The 21,356-nt window shown below is 68.1% G+C and carries 18 protein-coding genes and 1 pseudogene; 8 read left to right on the top strand and 11 right to left on the bottom strand.

Translation table 11 applies throughout. The features are described 5' to 3' along the window. Nucleotides 1-121 precede the first annotated feature (121 nt). The gene (locus ABZ863_RS25360) at nt 122-685 is read left to right on the top strand and encodes a PPA1309 family protein (protein ID WP_358540212.1); all 564 of its coding nucleotides are present in this window, start codon (nt 122-124) and stop codon (nt 683-685) included. Nucleotides 686-695: 10 nt separating this feature from the next. Here the strand turns inward: ABZ863_RS25360 and ABZ863_RS25355 are convergent, their stop codons facing one another. Then, nucleotides 696-1,826, bottom strand: a complete 1,131-nt coding sequence (locus ABZ863_RS25355; RefSeq protein ID WP_358540210.1) for a PDZ domain-containing protein — start codon at nt 1,824-1,826, stop codon at nt 696-698. Between the two features lie 82 nt (nt 1,827-1,908). On the opposite strand from ABZ863_RS25355, the gene ABZ863_RS25350 reads away from it, so the two are divergent. Next, nucleotides 1,909-3,300 (top strand): zinc-dependent metalloprotease, encoded by a 1,392-nt coding sequence (locus tag ABZ863_RS25350; RefSeq protein WP_358540208.1) that lies wholly within the window; start codon nt 1,909-1,911, stop codon nt 3,298-3,300. Between the two features lie 768 nt (nt 3,301-4,068). Here the strand turns inward: ABZ863_RS25350 and ABZ863_RS25345 are convergent. After that, on the bottom strand, nt 4,069-4,593 hold the full coding sequence (locus ABZ863_RS25345; protein ID WP_358540297.1) for a M48 family metallopeptidase: 525 nt from the start codon (nt 4,591-4,593) through the stop codon (nt 4,069-4,071). 217 nt (nt 4,594-4,810) lie between these two features. On the opposite strand from ABZ863_RS25345, the gene ABZ863_RS25340 reads away from it, so the two are divergent. The 3 genes from ABZ863_RS25340 (at nt 4,811) to ABZ863_RS25330 (ending at nt 8,328) form a co-directional block, all read left to right on the top strand. Continuing rightward, a complete protein-coding gene (locus tag ABZ863_RS25340; RefSeq protein ID WP_358540205.1) occupies nt 4,811-5,860 on the top strand; it encodes a TOMM precursor leader peptide-binding protein in 1,050 nt (349 codons plus the stop codon). 57 nt (nt 5,861-5,917) lie between these two features. After that, on the top strand, nt 5,918-7,264 hold the full coding sequence (locus ABZ863_RS25335; RefSeq protein ID WP_358540203.1) for an AarF/ABC1/UbiB kinase family protein: 1,347 nt from the start codon (nt 5,918-5,920) through the stop codon (nt 7,262-7,264). A gap of 128 nt (nt 7,265-7,392) precedes the next feature. Continuing rightward, nucleotides 7,393-8,328, top strand: a complete 936-nt coding sequence (locus tag ABZ863_RS25330) for a hypothetical protein (RefSeq protein ID WP_358540200.1) — start codon at nt 7,393-7,395, stop codon at nt 8,326-8,328. Between the two features lie 182 nt (nt 8,329-8,510). On the opposite strand, the gene ABZ863_RS25325 is transcribed toward ABZ863_RS25330, so the two are convergent. The 5 genes from ABZ863_RS25325 to ABZ863_RS25305 all read right to left on the bottom strand — a co-directional run bounded on the left by ABZ863_RS25325 (nt 8,511) and on the right by ABZ863_RS25305 (nt 12,744). Further along, a complete protein-coding gene (locus ABZ863_RS25325; RefSeq protein WP_358540198.1) occupies nt 8,511-9,383 on the bottom strand; it encodes a class I SAM-dependent methyltransferase in 873 nt (290 codons plus the stop codon). A gap of 78 nt (nt 9,384-9,461) precedes the next feature. Next, nucleotides 9,462-9,719, bottom strand: a complete 258-nt coding sequence (locus tag ABZ863_RS25320; protein WP_358540195.1) for a hypothetical protein — start codon at nt 9,717-9,719, stop codon at nt 9,462-9,464. After that, nucleotides 9,716-10,084: a WhiB family transcriptional regulator gene (locus ABZ863_RS25315; RefSeq protein ID WP_358540192.1), complete on the bottom strand. Its 369-nt coding sequence runs from the start codon at nt 10,082-10,084 to the stop codon at nt 9,716-9,718. Before ABZ863_RS25315 ends, ABZ863_RS25320 begins: the two co-directional genes overlap by 4 nt. Nucleotides 10,085-10,209: 125 nt before the next feature. Then, complete coding sequence (locus tag ABZ863_RS25310) at nt 10,210-10,467, bottom strand: hypothetical protein (RefSeq protein ID WP_358540190.1); 258 nt, start codon at nt 10,465-10,467, stop codon at nt 10,210-10,212. A 192-nt stretch (nt 10,468-10,659) separates the two neighbouring features. After that, the gene (locus tag ABZ863_RS25305; protein ID WP_358540187.1) at nt 10,660-12,744 is read right to left on the bottom strand and encodes an ATP-dependent DNA helicase UvrD2; all 2,085 of its coding nucleotides are present in this window, start codon (nt 12,742-12,744) and stop codon (nt 10,660-10,662) included. Nucleotides 12,745-12,811: 67 nt separating this feature from the next. On the opposite strand from ABZ863_RS25305, the gene ABZ863_RS25300 reads away from it, so the two are divergent. Next, nucleotides 12,812-13,540, top strand: a complete 729-nt coding sequence (locus ABZ863_RS25300) for a DUF4191 domain-containing protein (protein ID WP_358540185.1) — start codon at nt 12,812-12,814, stop codon at nt 13,538-13,540. Between the two features lie 13 nt (nt 13,541-13,553). Here ABZ863_RS25300 and ABZ863_RS25295 read toward each other — a convergent pair whose 3' ends face one another. Beyond that, complete coding sequence (locus tag ABZ863_RS25295; RefSeq protein ID WP_358540182.1) at nt 13,554-14,039, bottom strand: RDD family protein; 486 nt, start codon at nt 14,037-14,039, stop codon at nt 13,554-13,556. Nucleotides 14,040-14,212: 173 nt separating this feature from the next. Here ABZ863_RS25295 and glnA point away from each other — a divergent pair, with 173 nt between their 5' ends. Next, nucleotides 14,213-15,637: a type I glutamate--ammonia ligase gene (gene glnA / locus ABZ863_RS25290; RefSeq protein ID WP_358540179.1), complete on the top strand. Its 1,425-nt coding sequence runs from the start codon at nt 14,213-14,215 to the stop codon at nt 15,635-15,637. Between the two features lie 72 nt (nt 15,638-15,709). On the opposite strand, the gene ABZ863_RS25285 is transcribed toward glnA, so the two are convergent. Further along, on the bottom strand, nt 15,710-17,413 hold the full coding sequence (locus ABZ863_RS25285) for a DUF6880 family protein (protein ID WP_358540176.1): 1,704 nt from the start codon (nt 17,411-17,413) through the stop codon (nt 15,710-15,712). On the opposite strand from ABZ863_RS25285, the pseudogene ABZ863_RS25280 reads away from it, so the two are divergent. Continuing rightward, nucleotides 17,412-17,654: pseudogene (locus ABZ863_RS25280) on the top strand (Wadjet anti-phage system protein JetD domain-containing protein); the annotation flags it as partial. The gene ABZ863_RS25285 and the pseudogene ABZ863_RS25280 overlap by 2 nt on opposite strands. Nucleotides 17,655-17,681: 27 nt before the next feature. On the opposite strand, the gene ABZ863_RS25275 reads toward ABZ863_RS25280, so the two are convergent. Both ABZ863_RS25275 and ABZ863_RS25270 read right to left on the bottom strand, forming a co-directional pair. Continuing rightward, complete coding sequence (locus tag ABZ863_RS25275) at nt 17,682-19,583, bottom strand: hypothetical protein (RefSeq protein ID WP_358540173.1); 1,902 nt, start codon at nt 19,581-19,583, stop codon at nt 17,682-17,684. Next, the gene (locus tag ABZ863_RS25270) at nt 19,576-21,282 is read right to left on the bottom strand and encodes a DEAD/DEAH box helicase (protein ID WP_358540171.1); all 1,707 of its coding nucleotides are present in this window, start codon (nt 21,280-21,282) and stop codon (nt 19,576-19,578) included. The genes ABZ863_RS25275 and ABZ863_RS25270 overlap by 8 nt, the downstream gene beginning before the upstream one ends. Nucleotides 21,283-21,356: the final 74 nt, after the last annotated feature.

Genomic DNA, 21,356 nt, shown 5'->3' with positions numbered 1-21,356 from the left:
CACTGCGACGCTCCCCTGGTTACCGTAACTCTACGGATGGTGGAGAGAGTTCCCGGAACCCCCCAAACCGGGCGCGTGTGCCGCTGCGGAGTGGCTACGAGTTTCCTGACACGATGTGCGCATGACCGAGAGTGGAAAAGAGGCGGGCCCTACGCGCGTGGCCGCCCTCGCCCGGGAAGTCGAGGAGTTCGTCGCGACGGCGGGGTGGGAACAGCAACCGCAGTTGTTCGCGCTCGTGCCCACCTCGGAACTTCTGCGCCAGCAGCCCGAACTGGCCGATCAGCTCGACAGCGGCAGCGAGCTGACCCCGGTTGCGCAGGAGTCGCTGCCCGATGGTGACCTCGCCGATGCGCTGGCCAGCATCGCGTGGCCCGATGTCGTGCACGGTTGCGCGCTCGCGCAGGAGATCATCGTGCTGCCGCCGGACGCCGAGGCCGAACTGCCGGAGGTGGGCGAGACCTCCGACGCAGGCGACATCGAGCGTCTCCGGCAAGCAGCCGCCGATCACCCGCTCCGCACCGAGGCCCGCCTGGTCGCCGCCGTACTGAGGGACGGCTCGGCAGCGTGCGTCATGCGGCTGCGCGGCTCGCACGACGAGGATCAGGGCGCAGCCGACGAGATCATCGAGCATCCGGAGCTCGCCCCGAACCTCGTCGACGCCCTGCGCGCGACCCTGCTGCCGTAGCTCCTGCCGCTCAGCAGGACGGGGCCGGCCGCCCGCTCTTGAGGTCCTCCAGCGCACTGATCGCGCCGTTGAGATCCGACACCTTGATCAACTTGAGGCCCTCAGGGGCGGACGCGACCGCTTCCGCACAGTTGCCTGCCGGCACGAGGAACGCAGTCGCGCCGGCCTCCCTCGCGGCGACGAGCTTGAACGAGATCCCACCGATCTCCACGACCTGGCCCTTCGAGGTGATCTGACCCGTTCCGGCGACGTCCTCACCAGCCACCAGGTTCTCCGGCGTCATCCGGTCCACGATCGCCAGCGCGAACATCAGCCCCGCCGAAGGGCCGCCGACGTCCTCCAGCGCGATGTTGACCTGGAACGGCACGTCGGCGCGGTCGACGGCCTGCATTCCGACGAAGCCCTGCGGCTGGCCGTCGGGATGTTGCCCCAGCGTGATGGTGTCGGTGCGTTCCGGCTTGCCGTCCGACTGCACCTTCAGCGACACCGTCTGGCCCGGCCGGGTGCCCTCGAGTGCGGTGAGGACGTCGTCCTGGTTGGTGATCCGCCTGCCGTTGACCTCGAGCAGCCGGTCGCCCGGGGTGAGCACCTTGTCCGCCGGGCTGCCGGACACCACCTGCTGCACGATCACCTTCACCGGGTAGCCCAGCCTGCGCAGTGCGGCGACCTCGGCATTGCTCTGTGAGTCCTGGAACTGCTGGACGTTCTCCTTGCGGACGTCCTCATCGGACTCACCGGGCCGGAAGTAGTCCTCCCGCGGCGCGACCGCGTACCGGCCACTGATCCACAGGCCGAGCGCACCGAACAGGGTGACATCGTCGTTGAGCGACACCGTCGTCATCCGCAGCTCGCCCTGTGTGGGGTACGTGCGCTGACCGTTGACCGACACGACCTGCTGGCCGTCCACGGCACCGAGCGTGTCGTAGGTCGGCCCCGGCCCCAGCGCCACATATGGCACCCGCACGAGCGCGCCGACCAGGATGAAGGCGACGACGAGCACGCCGCTGCACACCAGCGTCCACCCGCGCCTACTCAGGCGGCGGGACTTCTGTGCCGACTCGTCACCACCCGACGGGCGCGGTGTGTCGGCACTCTCCGGCGTGCCTCCTGGAGTGGTCGAGTAGTCGCGGGGCTCACTCACGACGCACAGCGTACGGTGACCGATGTGGGCTGACGGTGCAGGTCTGCCCGCAGCTGGCGCGTCATCCGCGTACGGTGGGGATATGAGCAACCCACCGTTCGGGTTCGGCCTCCCCGATCCCGACAAGCGTCGTGACAACGAGCCGTCGGACCCCGGCGGCCAGCAGCAGCCTGGTCCGGGCTCCGACGCGTTCCAGCAACTGGGTCAAATGCTCAGCCAGCTAGGACAGATGCTCAGCCAGGCAGGCAGCTCGTCCGGCCCGGTGAACTACGACCTGGCCAAACAGATCGCCCTCCAGCGGCTCGCCGGCGGGGGCGGCGCGATCGGCTTCAGCTCTGGGGACAAGTCCGGCGAGACGGCGGTACGGGACGCGGCGCATCTGGCCGAACTGTGGCTCGACGAGGCGACCATCCTGCCGGCCGGCGCCACCACCACCGTCGCCTGGACGGCCAACGACTGGGTCGACAAGACCCTGCCGACCTGGCAGCGGTTGTGTGACCCGGTCGCGAAGCAGGTCTCCGGTGCGTGGATGCAGGCGCTCCCGGAGGAGGCCAAGCAGGCCGCCGGTCCCCTGCTCTCGATGGTCGGCCAGATGGGTGGCATGGCGTTCGGCTCCCAGCTGGGCAACGCGCTCGCCGAGCTCGCCTCAGAGGTACTGACCTCGACCGAGGTCGGTCTCCCGCTCGGCCCGCAGGCGACCTCTGCTCTGCTGCCGGCGAACATCGAGAAGTTCACCGAAGGCCTCGAACGGCCCGGCAGCGAGGTACTCGTCTTCCTTGCGGCCAGGGAAGCGGCACACCAGCGTCTGTTCGCGCACGTGCCGTGGCTGCGGCAGCGCCTGCTGGCGACGGTCGAGGAGTTCGCGCACGGCATCACGGTCGACACCTCCGCGTTGGAGCAGCTCGCCGGCCAGGTGGACCCGAGCAATCCGGCGAGCATCGAGCAGGCCATGTCCTCGGGGCTGCTGGAGCCCAAGACGACACCGGAGCAGCAGGCAGCGCTGAACCGTCTCGAGACTCTGCTGGCACTGGTCGAGGGCTGGGTCGACGTCGTAGTGGCCGAGGCTGTCGGCGAGCGCCTGCCAGGCGCGGACGCGCTGCGGGAGACGCTGCGCCGCAGGCGCGCGACCGGCGGGCCCGCCGAGCAGACGTTCGCCACGCTGGTCGGCCTGGAGCTGCGGCCCAGGCGGATGCGGGCGGCGTCGGCACTCTGGAAGCTGGTCGGCGACCAGCACGGGATCGACGAGCGCGACAAGCTGTGGTCGCATCCGGACCTGATGCCGACGGCCGACGACCTGGACGACCCGATGGACTTCGCCGAACGGCTTGGTCGAAGCGGAGACGCCGCTGACGACCTCGACCCGATCGCCGAGATCGAGCGGACCCGGCGGGCAGAGGAGCAGGCCAAGTCCGACAAGCCCGACAAGCCCGATGACGAGAAGGGCGACGGCCCGGAGCCCGGCCAAGGCGCGTGAGGCAGTCCGGCGACGGTTCTCAGGCACGGGCGCGAGAGCTCAGGCCCGACAGCTCACGCCGGTCACCGGCCGGCGCACGCCAAGTCACGGGTACGAGAGTCAGTGCGCCAGCGACAACCCGAGCCACCCACGGGCACGATGGCTCCGTCAACCGACGAGAGTTCGCTCCGGCGACCTGCGTGAACCGGCTCCAGTCGGTCGGCTGCAGCTGACCGGCCCGGCCAATTCACACGGGACTCCGCCTCCTGCGACAGCCCACCGACCCTGGCCACTGACGTGAACCGCGGTAAGTCCTTGGGCCACAGTTCACCGGGCGGGTCATTCACGCGAGACTCAGCCCTTGGCGACAGCTCAACTGCCCGGCGCGCCGGGCGACTCGGCTGGTCACTGGCGTCAACCGCGGCCAGTCCTTGGGCCACAGTTCACCGGGCCGGTCCCTGACCCCAGACTCAGCCCTCGGCGGCAGCTCACCTGCCCGGCGCCCGGCAGCTCGGCTGGTCACTGGCGTCAACCGCGGCTCAGCCGCCGACGACACCGACCGGCCGGTCATTCACGCGAAACTCATCTCCTGCCAACAGCACACCGGCCCAGCGCCCGGCGGCTCAGTCGACCAGAGGCAGCTCGCCCGGTGACCAGCGTGAGACGGCTCAGCCCGCCAGCGGCAACGCATAGCCCCAGCCAGCGCACGTCCGGCAGTCCACCGCAGCCCTGCCAGGGCGCGTCGCTCAGTCCATGGTGGCAGCTCGCAACCAGGCCAGGGCGCGTAGCTCAGTCGGTTGTGTCCAGACCCGTGATGCCAAGCCGCTCCGCGGTGGACAGGCCCTCCAGGTACCCGATCGCACGTTCCGCCTTCGGGTACCGCTGGACCAGCGCCCAGAACTTGGCGTTGTGCTCGGCCACGCGCAGGTGCGCGAGTTCGTGCACCAGCACATAGTCGAGCACCCACGACGGCACGGTGCGCAGTCGCTCGCTCACGCGGATAGTGCGGTCGACCGGTGTGCACGACGCCCAGCGGGTACGCATCGGTGGCACCCAGCGGACGCTGGCCGGCTGGGCCGTGCCGTCGAGGTAGAGCCGTGACAGTTCCGCGCAGCGCAGCAAAAGCGCCTCGTCCGATGCCCGTGCGGGCGAGGCGCGCCTGGTCTCGGTACGTTGCAGCTTGCGCTGCATCTCCGCGACCCAGTGTTCTTCTTCGGCCCTACTCATCGCGGCGGGGATGAGCACGACGAGTGTGTCGCCATCTCGGTAAGCGGTGACTGTCCGGCGGCGACGCGCACTACGCCGAACCTCGATCTTCTGCTCTGGGACTAAGGATTGACGCTTGTTCCTGTCCCGATTCCTCAGTGAGGGAACCCGTGCTTCGGCCACCCGTCCACCGTAAAGCCAGGGGCCGACATCGAGGATGGCCGCAAGGTCACAACATCTTGAGTTGTCCACATTTCGGTTCACCTGTGGACAACTAGGGGTGTGCTGGATGCGAGCAAACGCCTGACGGGTCACCCTGGGCTACATGACGAATTCGCTCCGCAATGTCACTTTGCCGCGCCGCCCGCGGCTGGTACCAGGTCTGGACGTCCTAGAGCGGCGAGCCAACGAGATCCAGATCGGCCTCGATCCGCGGCATGCCGTCATCGCCACCGGACTGCCACCGATCCTGATGGACATCCTCCTGGGGTTGGACGGCAGCCGCAGCACCCGCGCCTTGCTGTCGCTCGCGCAGAACGAACATGCCGAGCGGCTCAGGGAACTACTCACGGGACTCGCCGAGCGAGGACTGATCGAGGAAGCCGAACCTCCTGCCCATCCGCACGTGCGTACGGACGAGCCGGAGCTGTGGTCCCTGACCCAGGGCAGGCGCCGCCGCGATACAGCGGCCCGCCGAGCGCAGAGCGCTGTGCTCATCCACGGCGGTGGCCGGGTCGCGGCCGCGATCACGATGCTCCTCGCGTCCGCAGGTGTCGGGCAGCTCGATTCCGATGCCGACGGCCGGGTCGGGCCCGAAGACACCGGCTCCGGCTTCCGTGCCGGCGAGGTCGGACTTCCCCGCCGGCACGCACTCGCCGATGTCGCGCGAAGAGCCAACCCCGCAACACGCACCGGCAAGCTGAGAGGCAGCCGGCAACCGGACCTGGTTGTGCTCACCGACGCAGTGGTCCCAGCTCCTGAGGTCGTCACCGAGCTGATGGCGGAGAACCTGCCCCATCTGCCGGTGCGAGTTCGGGACGGCATCGGCATCGTGGGCCCGCTGGTTCTGCCGGGCCGCAGCAGCTGCTTGCGCTGTGCAGATCTAAGGCGGGCTTCCCTCGACGCCTGCTGGCCGCGGGTCGCCACCCAACTCGCCGGCCGCTACCAGCGCGCGGAACTCAGCTGCGTACAGGCGACTGCCGGCCTGGCCGCCGGCCAGATACTCCGCATTCTCGACCGGGAAGACGTCCCGCCACCGACCTTGAATGCGACGCTCGAAATCGACGCCTACGCAGGCACGGTGCAGCCACGCACTTGGTTGCCCCATCGTGATTGCCCCTGCGGCGCAAGCCGGATACGACAACCGCAGCAGTAGTGGGATACGCCCACAAACGGCTGCGCGAGCGGTGATCGGCAAGGCAGAATCGCTTCCGTGACGGACTTCCGCGACTCCACCGACGACAAGGCCACAACGGCGATGCCGCGGCGAACGGCTGCGCGGACCGCCAAGCTCGCCAGCCTGCCACTGGGCATTGCCGGCCGGGCGGTGAGCGGCTGGGGCCGCCGACTGACCGGGCAGAGCGCCGAGGAGGTCAACGCAGTCCTGTCCGCGAAAGCCGCCGAACAGCTGTTCGAGGTTCTGGGCACGCTCAAGGGCGGCGCCATGAAGTTCGGGCAGGCCCTGAGCGTGTTCGAGGCAGCGGTTCCGGACGAGTTCGCCGCACCGTACCGCGACGCACTGACCAGGCTGCAGTCCGCCGCGCCGCCCATGTCGGCCAAGCAGACGCACCGGGTTCTCGCCGAACAGCTCGGCCGGTCGTGGCTACAACGCTTCACGTCGTTCGACGACGAGCCTGCCGCATCGGCCAGCATCGGCCAGGTCCATCGCGCCGTGTGGCACGACGGGCGCGAAGTCGCGGTCAAGGTGCAGTACCCAGGCGCTGACGAGGCGCTGCGCAGCGATCTTCGCCAGCTTCAGCGCTTCAGCAGGCTGTTCCAGGCACTCATGCCAGGCACCGAGGTGAAGCCGCTCCTCACCGAGCTCGCCGCCCGCATGGACGAGGAGCTCGACTACCGGAGCGAAGCCGAGAACCAGCGCGCGTTCACCAAGGCGTTCGCCGGTGACGACCAGGTGCTCGTCCCGCGGGTTGTCGCGAGCGCACCGAAGGTCATCGTGACCGAATGGGTCAGCGGTACCCCTTTCGCCGAGATCATCCGAAACGGCACGACCAGTCAGCGCAACGAAGCCGGCAGGCTACTGGCGGAGTTCCACTACTCATCGCCGGCCAGGGTGCGGATGCTGCACTCCGACCCCCACCCCGGCAACTTCATGCTGCTCGACGACGGCCGCATCTGCGTGATCGACTTCGGCGGAGTCGCTCATCTGCCGGAGGGCGCGCCGCCCGCCCTCGGAAAGATGATGCGATTCGCACTCGATGGCCGATCAGCAGAGTTACTGGACGTGCTCCGCACTGAAGGGTTCGTCAGGCCCGGCACCGATATCGACGCCAACGACGTCTACTCATACCTCCTTCCCCTCGTCGCGCCCCTCACCGAGGAGCGCTTTCACTTCACCCGCCGATGGGCTCAGAAGCAGGCTCTCCGGATGGGGGACATGCAAAGCCCGGATTTCCGCACCGCACGATCACTCAACCTGCCGCCGCACTGGTTGCTGATCCATCGGGTCACCGCGGGAGCCATCGGCATTCTCTGCCAGCTCGACGCTGAGCTGGCCTTGCGCTCCATTGTCGAACACTGGCAACCGGGCTTCGCCGGCTGAGCGCTCCACAAGGGTCACTTGTCCACAGTTTCGGCCCCAACGGCGCCAACGTGCCGTTCGTAGCCGGGATCTGTCCACATTTTCCGATTGGCCCGCCACAGCGGCCATCCCGCCGCCACGCTCAGGTCATGACCACACCGACATTCACGACGCGACCGGCGCCCAGCGCCACGGACAACGTCATCGCGGTCACCGAGCTGCGGGCCGGCGGCCTGTCCGACACCACTATCCGCGCACGCTGCCGGCCGGGCGGGCCCTGGCGGCGGCTACTCCCGGGTGTCGTCCTGCTGTCACCGGGCGAGCCCACCCGTCAACAGCTACTCCGCGCAGCCACCGCATACCTCGGCAAGGGTGGGATCATCACGGGCGCCGATGCGCTCGCCGCCCATGGGCTCGAGTTGCCGCTACCCAGTCACGTGCACGTTCTGGTGCCGTCGTATCGCCGGATGCTGTCGCCGGAGCACCTCCTTGTCGAGCGAACCGCACGGCTGCCCGACGCCGTGGTGGCCCACCGGCTGCCGTTCGCACCTCCGGAGCGGGCCGCACTGGACACCGCGCGGAGGGAAAGCGATCCCGAACGGCTGCGCGACCTGCTTTCGTTGCCGATCTACTACGGCTTGTGCACAGCGGAGCAGTTGCGCACGGAACTGGACGCGGGCAGTCAGCGCGGGTCGTCGGCGGTGCGGGCGGAGCTACGGCGAATCGAGCGAACGCGCGACACGTACGTCCACGGCTTGGCCCGACAGCTGATCAGACGCGCACCCCTGCCACCGCCGCGCTGGGATGTCGTGGTCTGCGATGCCCGCGGCAGGCCCATCGGTGCTGTCGATGCGTGGTGGGACGAAGTCGGTATGGGCTGGCGCTTCAGCGCATCCGGCGCGGACGAAGGACAGCTGAACCATCTGTCACTGATCGCAGCAGGCGTGGTGCTGGTGCGGACCGCCACGGAGCATCTCCGGACAGAAGACGAGCTGGTCATCAAGGAGCTCGCGGGGGCATTCCGGACCGCTGCCACCCGTCGGCGCCCGCCCGTGCAATGCGAGCTGACGAGGACTGCCGCATGAGGTCACGCGTCAGTCGTGCGGCAGCTTGGCTTCAATCCCGCGAACCCGCGCTCTGGCACATCGTGGACACAGCCACCGCGGGTGCCCTTGCTCGCAGTCCCACGCCCAGGCCAGAGCTGTCTCCGCGTCGTCATCCTCACGACTCGCGGCGCACCCGGAGCAGACAACCTCAGCCTGCGCGCTCACGGCCGCCGCCCATAGTGGACGGTCCGCGCACTGAGCAGGTACAGGTCGTCACGCGCACCGAGATACTCAGGGGCATCCGGGTCCAGAAGCCGCCGCGCTGTAGCCCGGTCTGCGGCGTCGAGCTGGTCCTCGGCGATCTCGGCGAGCCAGCCGATCCGGTCGATGGCGAACTCACGCACCAGGTCATCGGCGGGAGCGGGATGGTCGACGAGGTAGGTGAACGAACCGACGTCGACGAGGCCCGCATGACGTAGTGCGGTCGTCCAGCCGTAGGGCATCCGTACCGCCTCGGGCATCGTCGCGCGCAACTGCTCGAACCAGGAATCGCGAATCGCGTTGAGCCGCAGTTCCAATCCCGGTTTGCCGAAGCCCATATCCCACGGCAGACACCGCGTGTCCAAGCCACCTTCGGACACCGCGAGCATGCCGCTTGGCCGCAGCGCCGCGGCAAGACGATCCACCGCAACTTGTTGATCCGGGAGGTGATGCACCACCGCAGAAGCCCAGACGAGATCAGCGGCCGGCACCAACTCCTGCAGTGCTTGACTGCCGACATCCGCGCCGACGGTCCGCAGGTTCACCGTCCCGTCGCCGACCGCGCTGGCACTGTCCTGCGCTGCGGCGAGCAGCTCATCGACAGCGTCGACAAGGATCATCGTGCCGCCGCCGTGCTGGCGAAGGGTATGCGTGAGCGCCGCACTCATGCCACCAGCACCGGATCCCACATCGACGACGGTCGCACCCTGCGGAAGCCCGGAACCGAGCCGGGTAGCGACGACGGTAAGGGGGTCGCGCTCCAACGAGTCCTGTCTTCGGAGGGCGGTGAGACGCGAGGCCCAATCCACGTGATCGTGGGTATGTGCAGGCATGACGCCATTCAACACCACGAACTCACGCAGCGTGGGTGGAAAGCGGTCTGGACCGCTTTCCACCCACGCGGTGGGCCCTTACCGGTCGTAGCGGCGAGATTGTCGCGCCGCCCAGCGGGCGACGCGGTCCCATCGGCGTGCGACACGGGCACGCCGCAGGTCTCGTCTGCCGGGGTCACTGCGGTGCAGTTCCCGTATTCGGGCCCTCGCGAGCTCTTCATACAGCAACATCTGGGTGATCTCCTTGCTCATCGTCGGCGCGCTGCTCGGCCGGTCGAACAGCACGTAGGTCGTCGCGCGAAGGGTGCGCGCGCCGGAATCGGCATAGGTGTTCATGCGGCGCTCCGCTGTCCTGCGGTCGCGTGCTCCACGACCGGGTTCTTCCGTGGGCGTCCCCGTGGTCGCTTCCTGGCCACGACCACGCCTCGCTCGAAGATCTCGCCGCCCCAGACACCCCACGGCTCCCGGCGCGCCAGCGCGCCGGCAAGACACGCTGCCCGCACCGGGCAGTCACCGCAGAGCACCTTTGCGCGCTCCAGTTCCGCAGGGGTCTCCGCAAACCACAGGTCAGCGTCACTGGATTGGCAGGGCAGGTCCAGGTCCGGCGACGACACCGCGTCGAGCAACTCGGCGACGCCGGTGCTTCCGGACAGTTCGGCGGATAACGCCTCCTCTGACGCGAAGGCGGTTGCCGATGGCATTTCCCGTTCTCCTTTGTGTTGTAAGGGTTTCCTTGGTCGATCCACACGCCCCGAAAAAGCAAGAAGGCCGCGGATCCGATGTACGGTTCCGCGGCCTTCGTGAGCCTTCTCCCATGACGGGAACGTCATAGGCGTCTCTCACTTGGGCACAACGGAACCCAGGGCTTGTCCTTGAGCGGCAGCTGAACGGTCATCGGACGGAACTCGCGGGTGCCGATCCCGGCTTCGGTGGTGGCGAACGCGCGCGCGTCGCGGGCAGGCGTGCAGCCGCCGAAGCGAGGCTTATCGGTCCAGAAGAGGTCATCGCCCGGACGCACGACGGCGTCGGGGGTCCGGGACAGCGAGGTGCCAGCGATACCGATCTGCGCATAGAAGTTCTTCATCGCGGCACCTCCTTTCGCTTCCCGTCGGGTCGCCGACCTACGGCGGCCCAAAGAGTACGGGCGTCCCACCCAGTAGCTGCAGGTTATTGCCCCGAGGCCACACGGGGCAACTCATTTTCCCGACTTTCCCTCGCTCGACAGCAAAAATGGCCCTGAGCTGGGCTTCTTCGCCGAAGAACACTCCGGGACCAGCTACCCGGCACCGCTTCCGCGGACGACGGCCAGCACGTCCGCACCGAAGCGCTCCAGCTTGGTGGCTCCGATCCCGGAGATCGCCACCAGCGAGCCGTTGTCCGTCGGCCGCTGCTCGGCGATGGCAACAAGGGTGGCATCGGTGAACACCACGAAGGCAGGGACCTTCAGTTCGCGAGCACGCTCCACACGCCATTCCTTGAGCCGGGCCAGCAGTTCCTCGTCCACGTCCGCGGGACATCTCCCGCAGCGCCCCAGCTTGACCTCCATGGTCGCGATGAGCGGTCCGCCGCAGATCCTGCAACGCGCCTTGAGCGCGCTCGGTTGCTGGGCTCGGGCGACCCGCGCAGCGGGATGGTCCTCAGGGATCAGTCCGTAGAGGAACCGGCTGCGCCTGCGGTGCCGGCGCCCATCGGGATTGCGGGACAGCGCCCAGGTCATCGAGAGGTGTTCCCGGGCCCTGGTCGCACCGACGTAGAACAGCCGCCGCTCCTCCTCGATCGCCTCGTCGCTGCCATCGGCGTGCTGGATGGGCAGTGTGCCGTCAGCGAGCCCGACGAGGAACACGGCGTCCCACTCCAAGCCCTTCGCCGCGTGCAGAGACGCCAGCGTGACCCCCTCAACCGTCGGCGGGTGCTGTGCGGCGGCCCGCTGGTCCAGCTCGGCGACGTAGTGTCCAAGCGTCGGGCTGTCGGTGGTGGCGGCGAGCTCCTCGGCAAGTTCCACGAGCGCGAGCAACGCGTCCCAGCGCTCCTTCGCCGCCCCGCCTGGGGGCGGCTGTTCGGTCAACCCGACCCCGGCGAGTACCTGACGGACGAGCGCAACGAGCTCACCCTCGGGTGTTCCCGCCGCTGCGGTACGGAGGGCCGCCATGGCCTGGCGTACCTCGCGGCGGGCGAAGAAGCGTTCGCCGCCGCGCACCAGGTAGGGGATGCCGACTTCGGTCAAGGCCTGCTCATAGGCCTCGGACTGCGCGTTGACCCGGAACAGTACGGCGATCTCACTGGCAGCGACCCCGGCGTCCAGCAACTCCCGGATGCGACCGGCGACCGCGGCGGCCTCGGCGACCTCGTCGTCGTACTCGGCGAACCGCGGCAAGGGCCCGTCGGGACGCTGCCCCACCAGGTTCAGCCTGGATCCGGCCGGGCGGCCCCTTGCCGCGCCGATGACCCGGTTCGCCAGTGCGACCACCTGGGGCGTGGAGCGGTAGTCCCGCTCGAGTCGCACCACCGTCGCCTCGGGGAAGCGCCGGGTGAAGTCCAGCAGCGGCCGCGGCGAAGCGCCGCCGAAGGAATAGATCGTCTGGTTGGCGTCGCCGACGACGGTCAGGTCGTCACGCCCACCGAGCCAGGCATCGAGCAGGCGTTGCTGGGCAGGGGTGACGTCCTGGTACTCGTCGACGACGAAACAGCGGTACCGGTCACGGAACTCGTCGGCGACCTCCCGGTGCTCCTCCAACGCCGCGGTCGTGTGCAGCAGCAGGTCGTCGAAGTCGAGCAGCTGCGCGTTGTTCTTTGCCTCCTCGTAGGCGCGGTACAGCGCGGCGACGCGTTCGGCCGGTTCCGGGATGTCGCGGCCCAGCCGCGCGGCCACCACCGGATAGTCGTCCGGGCCGACCATGGACGCCTTCGCCCACTCGATCTCGCTCGCGAGGTCGCGCAGGACCTCCAGTTCAGTGGGCAGGCCCAGCCGGTTCGCTGCCTGACCGATCAGTCGCAGCTTGTTGCCTTCGATCAGATCCCACTGCCGGTCGCCGACCACTCGCGGCCAGAAGTACCTGAGCTGGCGCAGCGCAGCCGCGTGGAACGTGCGGGCCTGTGCGGCCTCGACGCCGAGCGCACGCAGGCGGGCCCGCATCTCCCCAGCCGCCCGCGCCGTGAACGTCACGGCCAGCACCTGACCAGCGGCGACATGTCCGGATCGCACGAGGTGGGCGATGCGGTGCGTGATCGTTCGCGTCTTGCCGGTGCCGGCACCGGCCAGCACGCAGACGGGACCGCGCGGAGCGCATGCCGCCGCCCGCTGCTCCGGGTCGAGCCCGTCGAGCAGGTCCGGACGAGGGTTGGCCACACGCGCATTTCCCACGGGCCGCATCCTCGCAGAGGGGACCGACAGACCCACGCCCACCCGGCCGCCCGTATCCTGGTGCATTATGGCGGAGAAGCTGGACAAAGAGGCTGCCAAGCAGGCCAAGAAGGCGAAGCGTGCGGCGGGCAAAGAGCGTCGCGGGCAGATCTTCCAGGCGTTCAAGATGCAGCGCAAGGAAGATAAGGCCCTCATCCCGTGGATGCTGGGTTGCTTCCTGGTCGTCACGGGTGTCGTGTTCGGGATCGGCTGGCTTCTCGGCATCGAGTGGCTGCTGCTGCCGATCGGCATCATGCTCGGCCTGCTAGTCGCTGTGATCGTGTTCGGCCGCCGGGTGCAGAAAACCGTTTTCACCAAGGCCGACGGGCAACCCGGTGCCGCTGCCTGGGCGTTGGACAACCTGCGCGGACGCTGGCGGGTGACCCAGACCGTGGCGGCGACCACCCAGCTCGACGCCGTGCACCGCGTGCTCGGTGGTCCCGGCGTGGTCCTGGTCGCCGAGGGTGCACCGCATCGGGTGAAGAACCTCCTGACGCAGGAGAAGAAGAGGATCGCGCGGCTGGTCGGCGACACGCCGATCTACGACTTCACCGTCGGCAACGACGAAGGCCAGGTCCCGCTGCGCCGCCTGCAGAACACCCTGATGAAGCTGCCGCGCAACCTCCGGCCGCGTGAGGTCGACGCCCTGGAAGCCAAGCTCGCCGCGCTGGGCACCCGCGGCGCGGCGCTGCCGAAGGGCCCAATGCCCCAGGGCGCCAAGATGCGGAACGTCCAGCGCACCATCCGGCGCCGCTGACCCGAGGTGCTCCTCAGCGCATCCGCACGACGACGGTGCCGGTGATCCGGTCGTGCCAGCCGCGGTTGTCATGGTTGCGCACGGCGGCCGGAAGGATGAGGAAGGTGAGGACGCCGCGAAGGGCGGCCCGCCACAGGCCCGGCACCGCGCCGCCGTCGAGCCGCGCGACCCGGATACCGCAAGCTGCCATGCCCGGGGTGAAGCCGGCGAACGCCGCGGGCACGACCGTGATCACACCCCATACCGCCAGCGACCACAGGTTGTAGTTCTGCATCGCGGCCACGTTGCCGTAGTCCGGCGGGATGAACAGGGCGGTCACCAGCGATGCCAGGATCAGATCGACGACAAGCGCGAGGAAGCGGCGCCCGCTTCCCGCAGCCGCTCCGATGCCCTCCTCAGGCAGCCCCAGGTGCTCCCCCGGCCACCGCGGTGGCTCCCGATCGGCTGCCGTGCCCGCCGTGGCGAGCGACGTCAGCCACTCTCCAGTCCATCTAGCCACCCGACCAGGGTATTCGGCTGACCAGACGGGTGTGCGCCCCGGTCTCCTATCCGATATCACCCAACCCGTTAACACTGGCGAAACATTCGGGTGACTGTCGGGCAACACCGCACTCTTAGCGTGATCCGAAGAGAGTACTGCCGCCGGCACTAACCGCGAAGGAGTCACCGAGGGTGTCCACTACTCCAGACGATGTCCTGCGTCTGATCGCTGACGAGGATGTGCAATCTGTCGACGTGAGGTTCTGCGACCTGCCGGGCATCATGCAGCACTTCACCGTCCCCGCCAAGGCTTTCGACGCGGACGCGTTCGAAGAGGGGCTCGCCTTCGACGGCTCGTCGGTGCGCGGCTTCCAGTCGATCCACGAGTCCGACATGCTGCTGCTGCCGGACCCCGCAACCGCCCGGATCGACCCGTTCCGCAAGACCAAGACGCTGTCGCTGAACTTCTTCGTGCACGACCCGTTCACCCGGGAGGCCTACAGCCGCGACCCCCGCAACATCGCGCGCAAGGCCGAGCAGTACATCGCCGACTCGAACATCGCAGACACCGTTTACTTCGGCCCGGAGGCCGAGTTCTACGTCTTCGACTCGGTGCGCTTCGACTCGCGGGAGAACGGCACCTTCCACGAGATCGACTCCGTCGAGGGCTGGTGGAACACCGGCCGCCACGAAGAGGGCGGCAACAAGGGCTACAAGACCAAGTTCAAGGGTGGCTACTTCCCCGTGCCGCCGGTCGACCACTTCGCCGACATGCGCGACGACATCGTGCACAACCTGACCGGTTCCGGCTTCGAGATCGAGCGCGCCCACCACGAGGTCGGCACCGCCGGGCAGGCCGAGATCAACTACAAGTTCAACACGCTGCTGCACGCTGCGGACGACCTGCAGCTGTTCAAGTACATCGTGAAGAACACCGCGTTCGCGGCAGGCAAGACCGCGACGTTCATGCCCAAGCCCCTGTTCGGCGACAACGGCTCCGGTATGCACTGCCACCAGTCGCTGTGGAAGGACGGCCAGCCGCTGTTCTACGACGAGTCCGGCTACGCGGGCCTGTCCGACACGGCGCGGCACTACATCGGCGGAATCCTGGCGCACGCCCCGAGCCTGCTGGCGTTCACCAACCCGACCGTGAACTCCTACCACCGTCTGGTGCCGGGCTTCGAGGCTCCGGTCAGCCTGGTGTACTCGCAGCGCAACCGCTCCGCCTGTGTCCGTATCCCGATCACCGGCAGCAACGCCAAGGCCAAGCGCATCGAGTTCCGCTGCCCGGACTCGTCGGGTAACCCGTACCTGGCGTTCGCGGCGATGCTGATGGCCGGCCTGGACGGCATCAAGAACAAGATCGAGCCGGCCGAGCCGATCGACAAGGACCTCTACGAGCTGCCGCCCGAGGAGGCCAAGAACGTCAAGCTGGTGCCGGGCGACCTCGGCGCCGTGCTCGACAACCTCGAGGCCGACCACGACTTCCTCCTCGAGGGTGGCGTGTTCACCCCCGACGTGATCGAGACGTGGATCAGCATCAAGCGCGAGAACGAGATCGACCCGCTGCGGCTGCGCCCGCACCCGTACGAGTTCGCGCTCTACTACGACGTGTGATCCTCATAGCCGGAGCCTGCTGAAAATGGCCCGCCAGCCCCCCGGCTGGCGGGCCATCGCACTTCTCAGGCCCTACGGCAATCCCACAGTGTCGAGTTCCTCGCGCAGCGCCCGTTTGGCGCGATGCGCGGTGCGCATGGTGGCAAGGTGAGACTCGAAGTCGTCCACACGGTCGCAGCGGATGAACAGCGGACGTGCTTCTGCCAGCAAGCGCGCGGCAAGGCGATAGGAGTCGCGGTTCTTGTTGCCGATCGCCCGGTCCGCGGCGGCGAGGAGGATCGGGATCGCGTCGTCCGGATGGGCGCCAGCGCGGTCATGGGCCAGACGCAGCCACAACTCGTCTCGGCAGCCACCATCCAGTGCCGCTTGCCAGGCGGCGTCGGTATCGCCTTCCCACAACAGCACCTCCACCAATGTGGAATGCCCGGCCTCGCGACCGTAGGGCACCTGGGTGAACCGGGTTGATACCGACGGTTGCGCTTGCAACAGTTCGAGCGCCCGCTTTCGCCAGATCGCGAACCGCCCAGCTGTGGCGTCGTGTAGCTCGACATAGTTCTCCAGGCTCGGGCAGTCGGCGAAATTCGCCCACAGCAACTCACCTGCCTCCGCCGGACGTCCGGCGCGGAAATGGCAGTCGGCGGCAAGCGACCGCAACCGTGGATCTGGCTGGAACTCCCTCAAACCGCGTTCCAACCACTCCAGCGCCTCATCGTCCCGGCCGTCGGCACAGAGCCGCTCGGCGATACGCAGCACGTCGTAGCCACCGGTCACGTCCCTGGACAGCACCTCGATCAGTGCGTCGGCGCTATCAGTGCTCTCGACCAGCCGTTCCATCAAGTAGGTGACGACGAACCGGCGGCCGCTGTAGTCGTGTGGCTTCTTGGGCGGCAGGTCCCGCCATGCCTGCTCGACCAACTCGCGGTAGCGAGCCATGCCCGCCGGCCCCATTACGGGTTCGTAGTCGGGCAGCGCGTTCAGGAACACCTCGTATTCGCTGGCCACAGCACGCGTGAACAGCAGCTCCGCCAGCGCGACCGGATCGGCTTCGGCGGCCGCGCAGGCGGCCAGATGGATCTCCTCGGCTCGGTCGATGGCCTCCCGAAGGCCACCGTCGGAGTCGTCAACCTGTCCGGCAGCGCCTTCCAGCAGCTCCAACGCGTACTCGGCAAGTTTCGCCGCCGCCTCGGCAAAGCCTACGTCGACCAGGTCGGCCACCTCGTTCAGCGCCTGGTCAACCCCGTGGAAATAGGAGTACGCGGCGCCGTAGTCCACGAAGTCGCCGATCTCGATCGCCTTTTCCAGGCGTTCTCGCAATGCCCGGTCGTCGAAGGCGGTTCGCGCGTCGGCACCGGCCGCGACGTCCAGGCGCGCACGCAGCACCGAGTCGGCTCCCGCTGCGGCCAGCAACTCGTCTGCCAGCCATGCCGGATCCTGACCGAGCAGGAACTCGCGCAACCGCTCGTCCGTGATCGGCTGCGCGCGAGATTCGCCGATCTCGCCGCCGGCATCCAACCAGGCAAGGGCCGTCGCGACGCAGTGCTTGCAGAACACACCCTCCCGCCCATATGGGCAGGAGCACCGACCACTCAAGCCATTCGCCGTAATGTCCAGCCGCACACGGTAGACGCTCGTCCCGGCCACCGTCGCGGTCAGCGACGTCCCGTCAACCGCGAACCTCCGCACCCGGCCCGCGGCGAAATACGCCCGCCCTCGCTCGAACGAACGGGCGTCCGCCAGCGCCCGCACAGACCGTTCACTCACCTCGACCACAGCCATGGGCGCCGATGATGCCACCAGCGTGCAGCCAGGCTTCGATGGTGCCCGGCGGTCGCGCAAGCCACCCCCGGCGCCCACCCGTGGTGAAATGGTCTCCGAGTTGGCCGGACTGCCGCCGGAGGTGAACACGGTGTTCGTCGTCGAGAACGAGATCACCTACCTGGCGTTCCCACCGGTCGCACATGCCGTCGTGATCTTCGGCGAGGGATACGCGGCGAGCAAGCTGGAACCGCTGCGCTGGCTGACCGGGGCGTCACGGCAGCAACAGTCACCACAGCTTCGTCGACGACAGACGCAGCTGGGCTTGCAGATCAGTACTCGCCGCGCGCACTCGACGTTCGTCGATAAGGTAGGCGACCGCCGCATCGGCGTAGCGACTACCTGGACGCCCAGCGCGATAACAGATCATCCGCTGGAGCGCGGCGGCGAGTGCCGGCGCCGAATGCCTGGCGATCAAGGCACGTTCGGCGGGCAACCGCCACCAGGCGGCGAGACAGCGGAGGACGACCGGCAGGCCGTGCGCTTTGCCGCAGGTGCTCCATAACAGCTCCCCTATCGGTCCTATTTGAACGCGCGGCTTGGGTGGGCCGAACAAGATCCGCGAGTCCGCGCGGAGGCTCCAGCGGGGTAGGCGCGCCGGGTCGATCGCACTGTCGAACGGCAGGATCTCCTCGATGAGCGGCGTTACGCCTTCCAGGCACCACCACAGGAGGAACGGGTACTGCTGCCCCGTCGCCGTCTTCAGCACACCTCGCGTTGTGTGCAAGGACGCTCGGCCTACCTCCGTTGTCGAGGCGCTCGCGACCAACGTCGCACCATCGGGAAGCCCGATGGCGGTCGCCGCGCCAACGGCCCCGTAGAGCTTGACCACGGTGGCTGCCGGTGAGTCGGCAGCGCACAGCCGCGACAGCCGTCGGTCGCGGTTTACGACCGCGTCCCACAGCTTCCCGCTGAGCTTCTCGCCTTCCTTCACGATCTTCGCCGGAGACAGCGAAACTTGCGATGGAGCCGCGGCCAGTGCGCGTGGCTTCGGCACGCGTCTGGGGATTGTCTCAGTGGGCTGGACAGGCGCTGGCCGGGAAGCCTTCGTCGCAGGCGGCTCAGGCGGCGAGACGGGCTGTACCGGCGACTTGGCCAGGCAACTCGTGCAACCGAGCCGGGTCTTACCCGCCACAAGCGGCTCGAGCGCATCGCACTGTGGACAGCGCAACTCACCAAACCTGGACAACGGGATCAGCCATTCCAGCGTGAGCGAGTACCGCCGATCGCCGCGCCGCACGTCGACAGGGACACGCCAGACCGGCACATCGTAGACATGCAATCGGTATGGCCTGGTCTCGTGCGCGGGCTGGTACTTCTCGCGGATCTCGGCAAGGCGGCGCGCCCGCTCGTCGCGCGTGGCCTCGGCGCGAGCGTCGAGCAGCTCACGGCGGTCGGCGCCTGCGTTCGCCCGGCGCGAATCAATCGTGACGAGCACATCGCGGTAATAAGCTTCCGCTCGCGCCAGTTCGGCGTCGAGCGCGCCGGCGACTTGGTCGACCAACGCAGCGCGGCGCTGCTCGGCGCGTGAGTCGATGATGCGGTGCGCGGTGCCCAGCGCGGCCGTGACCCGACTGATGTCTGCAGGCCGTTCCGGTACCGCGTGGGGAAGAACCACCAGTTTGGCAGCGTCCCGTTCTGGCAGCTCACGTCTACAGCCCATGTCGAGGAAGCACTCGATGCGTTCCTGATAGTGGTCCTCGGCCGACACGGTATAGCTGACGAGCGCCCCGACCCGGAGCACCGGCCGGACGCCTTTCGTCACCGGACCAGTGGCCTCGATCTTGCCGTGGTCGACGGCGAACTGGTCCCGCGCCTTGTCCTGCAGGCCGGTCAGGTTCGGCGGGCGGGTGACGGGTACCTCGATCGCCACGCGGCCCGCGTCTCCCGCGGACAACACGTCGTCCGCGGCCCGTTCGAGAACTGGGTTCCCGGCGGCGAGCAACGTCGCGTCGTCCTCTCTCGCCACATCGGGGTCGCCAGTCACCACGAGTTCCTCGGGCAGTTCGTGCCGCGCGGACAGTGCGGATGGCAGGACGGCGAGCGCACTGTCACCGCGGTGCTCGGTGAGACCGCCTTCGGCTTCGACGTACCTCAGCCAGAACCGCAGGCCGGAGTCTGCGCTACTCATTCGTTCTCCCCACGAGTCCGTCGACGGTCTGCCTGCTGCGCAGGTAATCCGAGCGTGCAGCGGTCAGCGCGTCGCCGAGCTCCGTCAGTCGCCGCTCGAACTCGCCGTCGTCGGCCGCACTGAGGAACGCGTCGAACACCTCGGCCTCGAAGTCGAACTCGTCGTCGACCTTGCCCAGGATCATGTCGAGCTCACCCACAACGAGCTCGAACAGGTTGATCTTCGCTTCAAGTACGTGCAGTATCCGCTGCTCGATACTGCCGCGCGCGACCAGATTCGTGAGCGTCACGTCGTGCTTCTGTCCCACACGATGCAGCCGACCAAGCCGCTGCTCGATCTGCATCGGGTTCCACGGCAGGTCCACATTGACCATGGCGTGGCAGAACTGGAGGTTACGACCCTCGCCGGCGGACTCGGTGGACAGCAACACCGGCACTCCGTCACGGAAACGCGCGATCACCGCGTCCTTCTCCCGCCGGGACAGGCTCCCGTCGTAGACGACCGCGGGCAGGCCCGCCCGGTCGGTCTCCGAAGTCAGAAGGTCCAGCGTCTTGCGGAATCCGGTGAACACGAGCACCTGTTCACCGGAGTCCACGTGCCGCCGCACAGTCTCCACCAGAACCCGTACCTTCGCGGGCGCACGGATCGCGCGTGCCCGCTCGGCAAGTTCGGTCCAGCCCAGTTTGTCCAATGTGGGTGCCACAGCCGCCGGACTCGACCCCGCCAGCCGGGTCAGCCCGCGTAGCGTGAGTCGCCGGGCAGGGTTCGCGTCTCGACCTGCCTCGCGTACCTGGCGCATGATCCCCGCGTACAGCTCCGCTTCGCCTTCGCTCGGCGTGACCAGCACAGTCTCGGCGAGGCGCTGCGGCAGCATCAGCGCGACCTCGCTACGCCGGTGCCGCACCATCACGTCCCGCATCCTCGCCCTGAGCTCGCTGACATTGCGTGGACCCGACAGGCCCGCCGAAGCACCACCGTGCGTGGCGCGGAACTGGGCGGAGGTGCCGAGCAGCCCCGGGGCGACGAGACTCACCAGCTCGTGGAGGTCGGACAGCTTGTTCTCGACCGGCGTGGCCGTGAGCAACAGCAGATAGCGGGTTCGAATGCCCCGGACGAGCCTGCCGGACGCACTCCGGGGGTTACGCAGCCGATGGGCCTCGTCGGCGATGACGACGTCCCATTGGTGGTCGATCAGCTTACTTCGCAAGGGTTCCCGCCGCGCGGCGGCGATCGAGGCGAGTTGAACCGGGTTGTCCGACGCGGGTTCGGCGGCACCTGCTGTGACGATTGACGTCGGCAGGGCGAACTTGCGTTCCAGCTCCTCGCGCCACTGCCCGACCAGGCCGGCCGGGGTGAGTACCAGCACGCGGTCGGCAAGGCCGCGCATGCGCAACTCGGACAGGACCAGCCCGGCCTCGATGGTCTTGCCGAGACCGACCTCGTCGGCAAGGATCGCCCTGCCTCGCATGCGGCGCAACACGGTTTGCGCGGCGCTGCGCTGGTAGTCGAAAGGCTCGAACGGCAGGCTCGGCAATGCGAGGAACTTGTCGAAGCCCGGCTTGCTCCAGACCTCCACCGCCTGGTCGACCAGTGCCGATCGCCCGGAGTCGACGCCGTGGCTCTGCTTCAGCCGCGAAAGCAGCGTCAGGTAAGCCGAGATGTCGACATCGGGCTCGGCGGCCGGAACGGAAACCGTCATTACATCCCCAGGGTTGGCTCAGGCAGGATTCACACAACGCTAGAGACACCCACCGACACTTTCGGTTAGGACCG

Source organism: Saccharomonospora sp. NPDC046836, from assembly GCF_040645195.1.
Classification (GTDB): Bacteria; Actinomycetota; Actinomycetes; order Mycobacteriales; family Pseudonocardiaceae; genus Prauserella_A.
The sequence above is the reverse complement of the archived record's forward strand: the minus strand, read 5'-3'. Positions and strand labels throughout refer to the sequence as shown.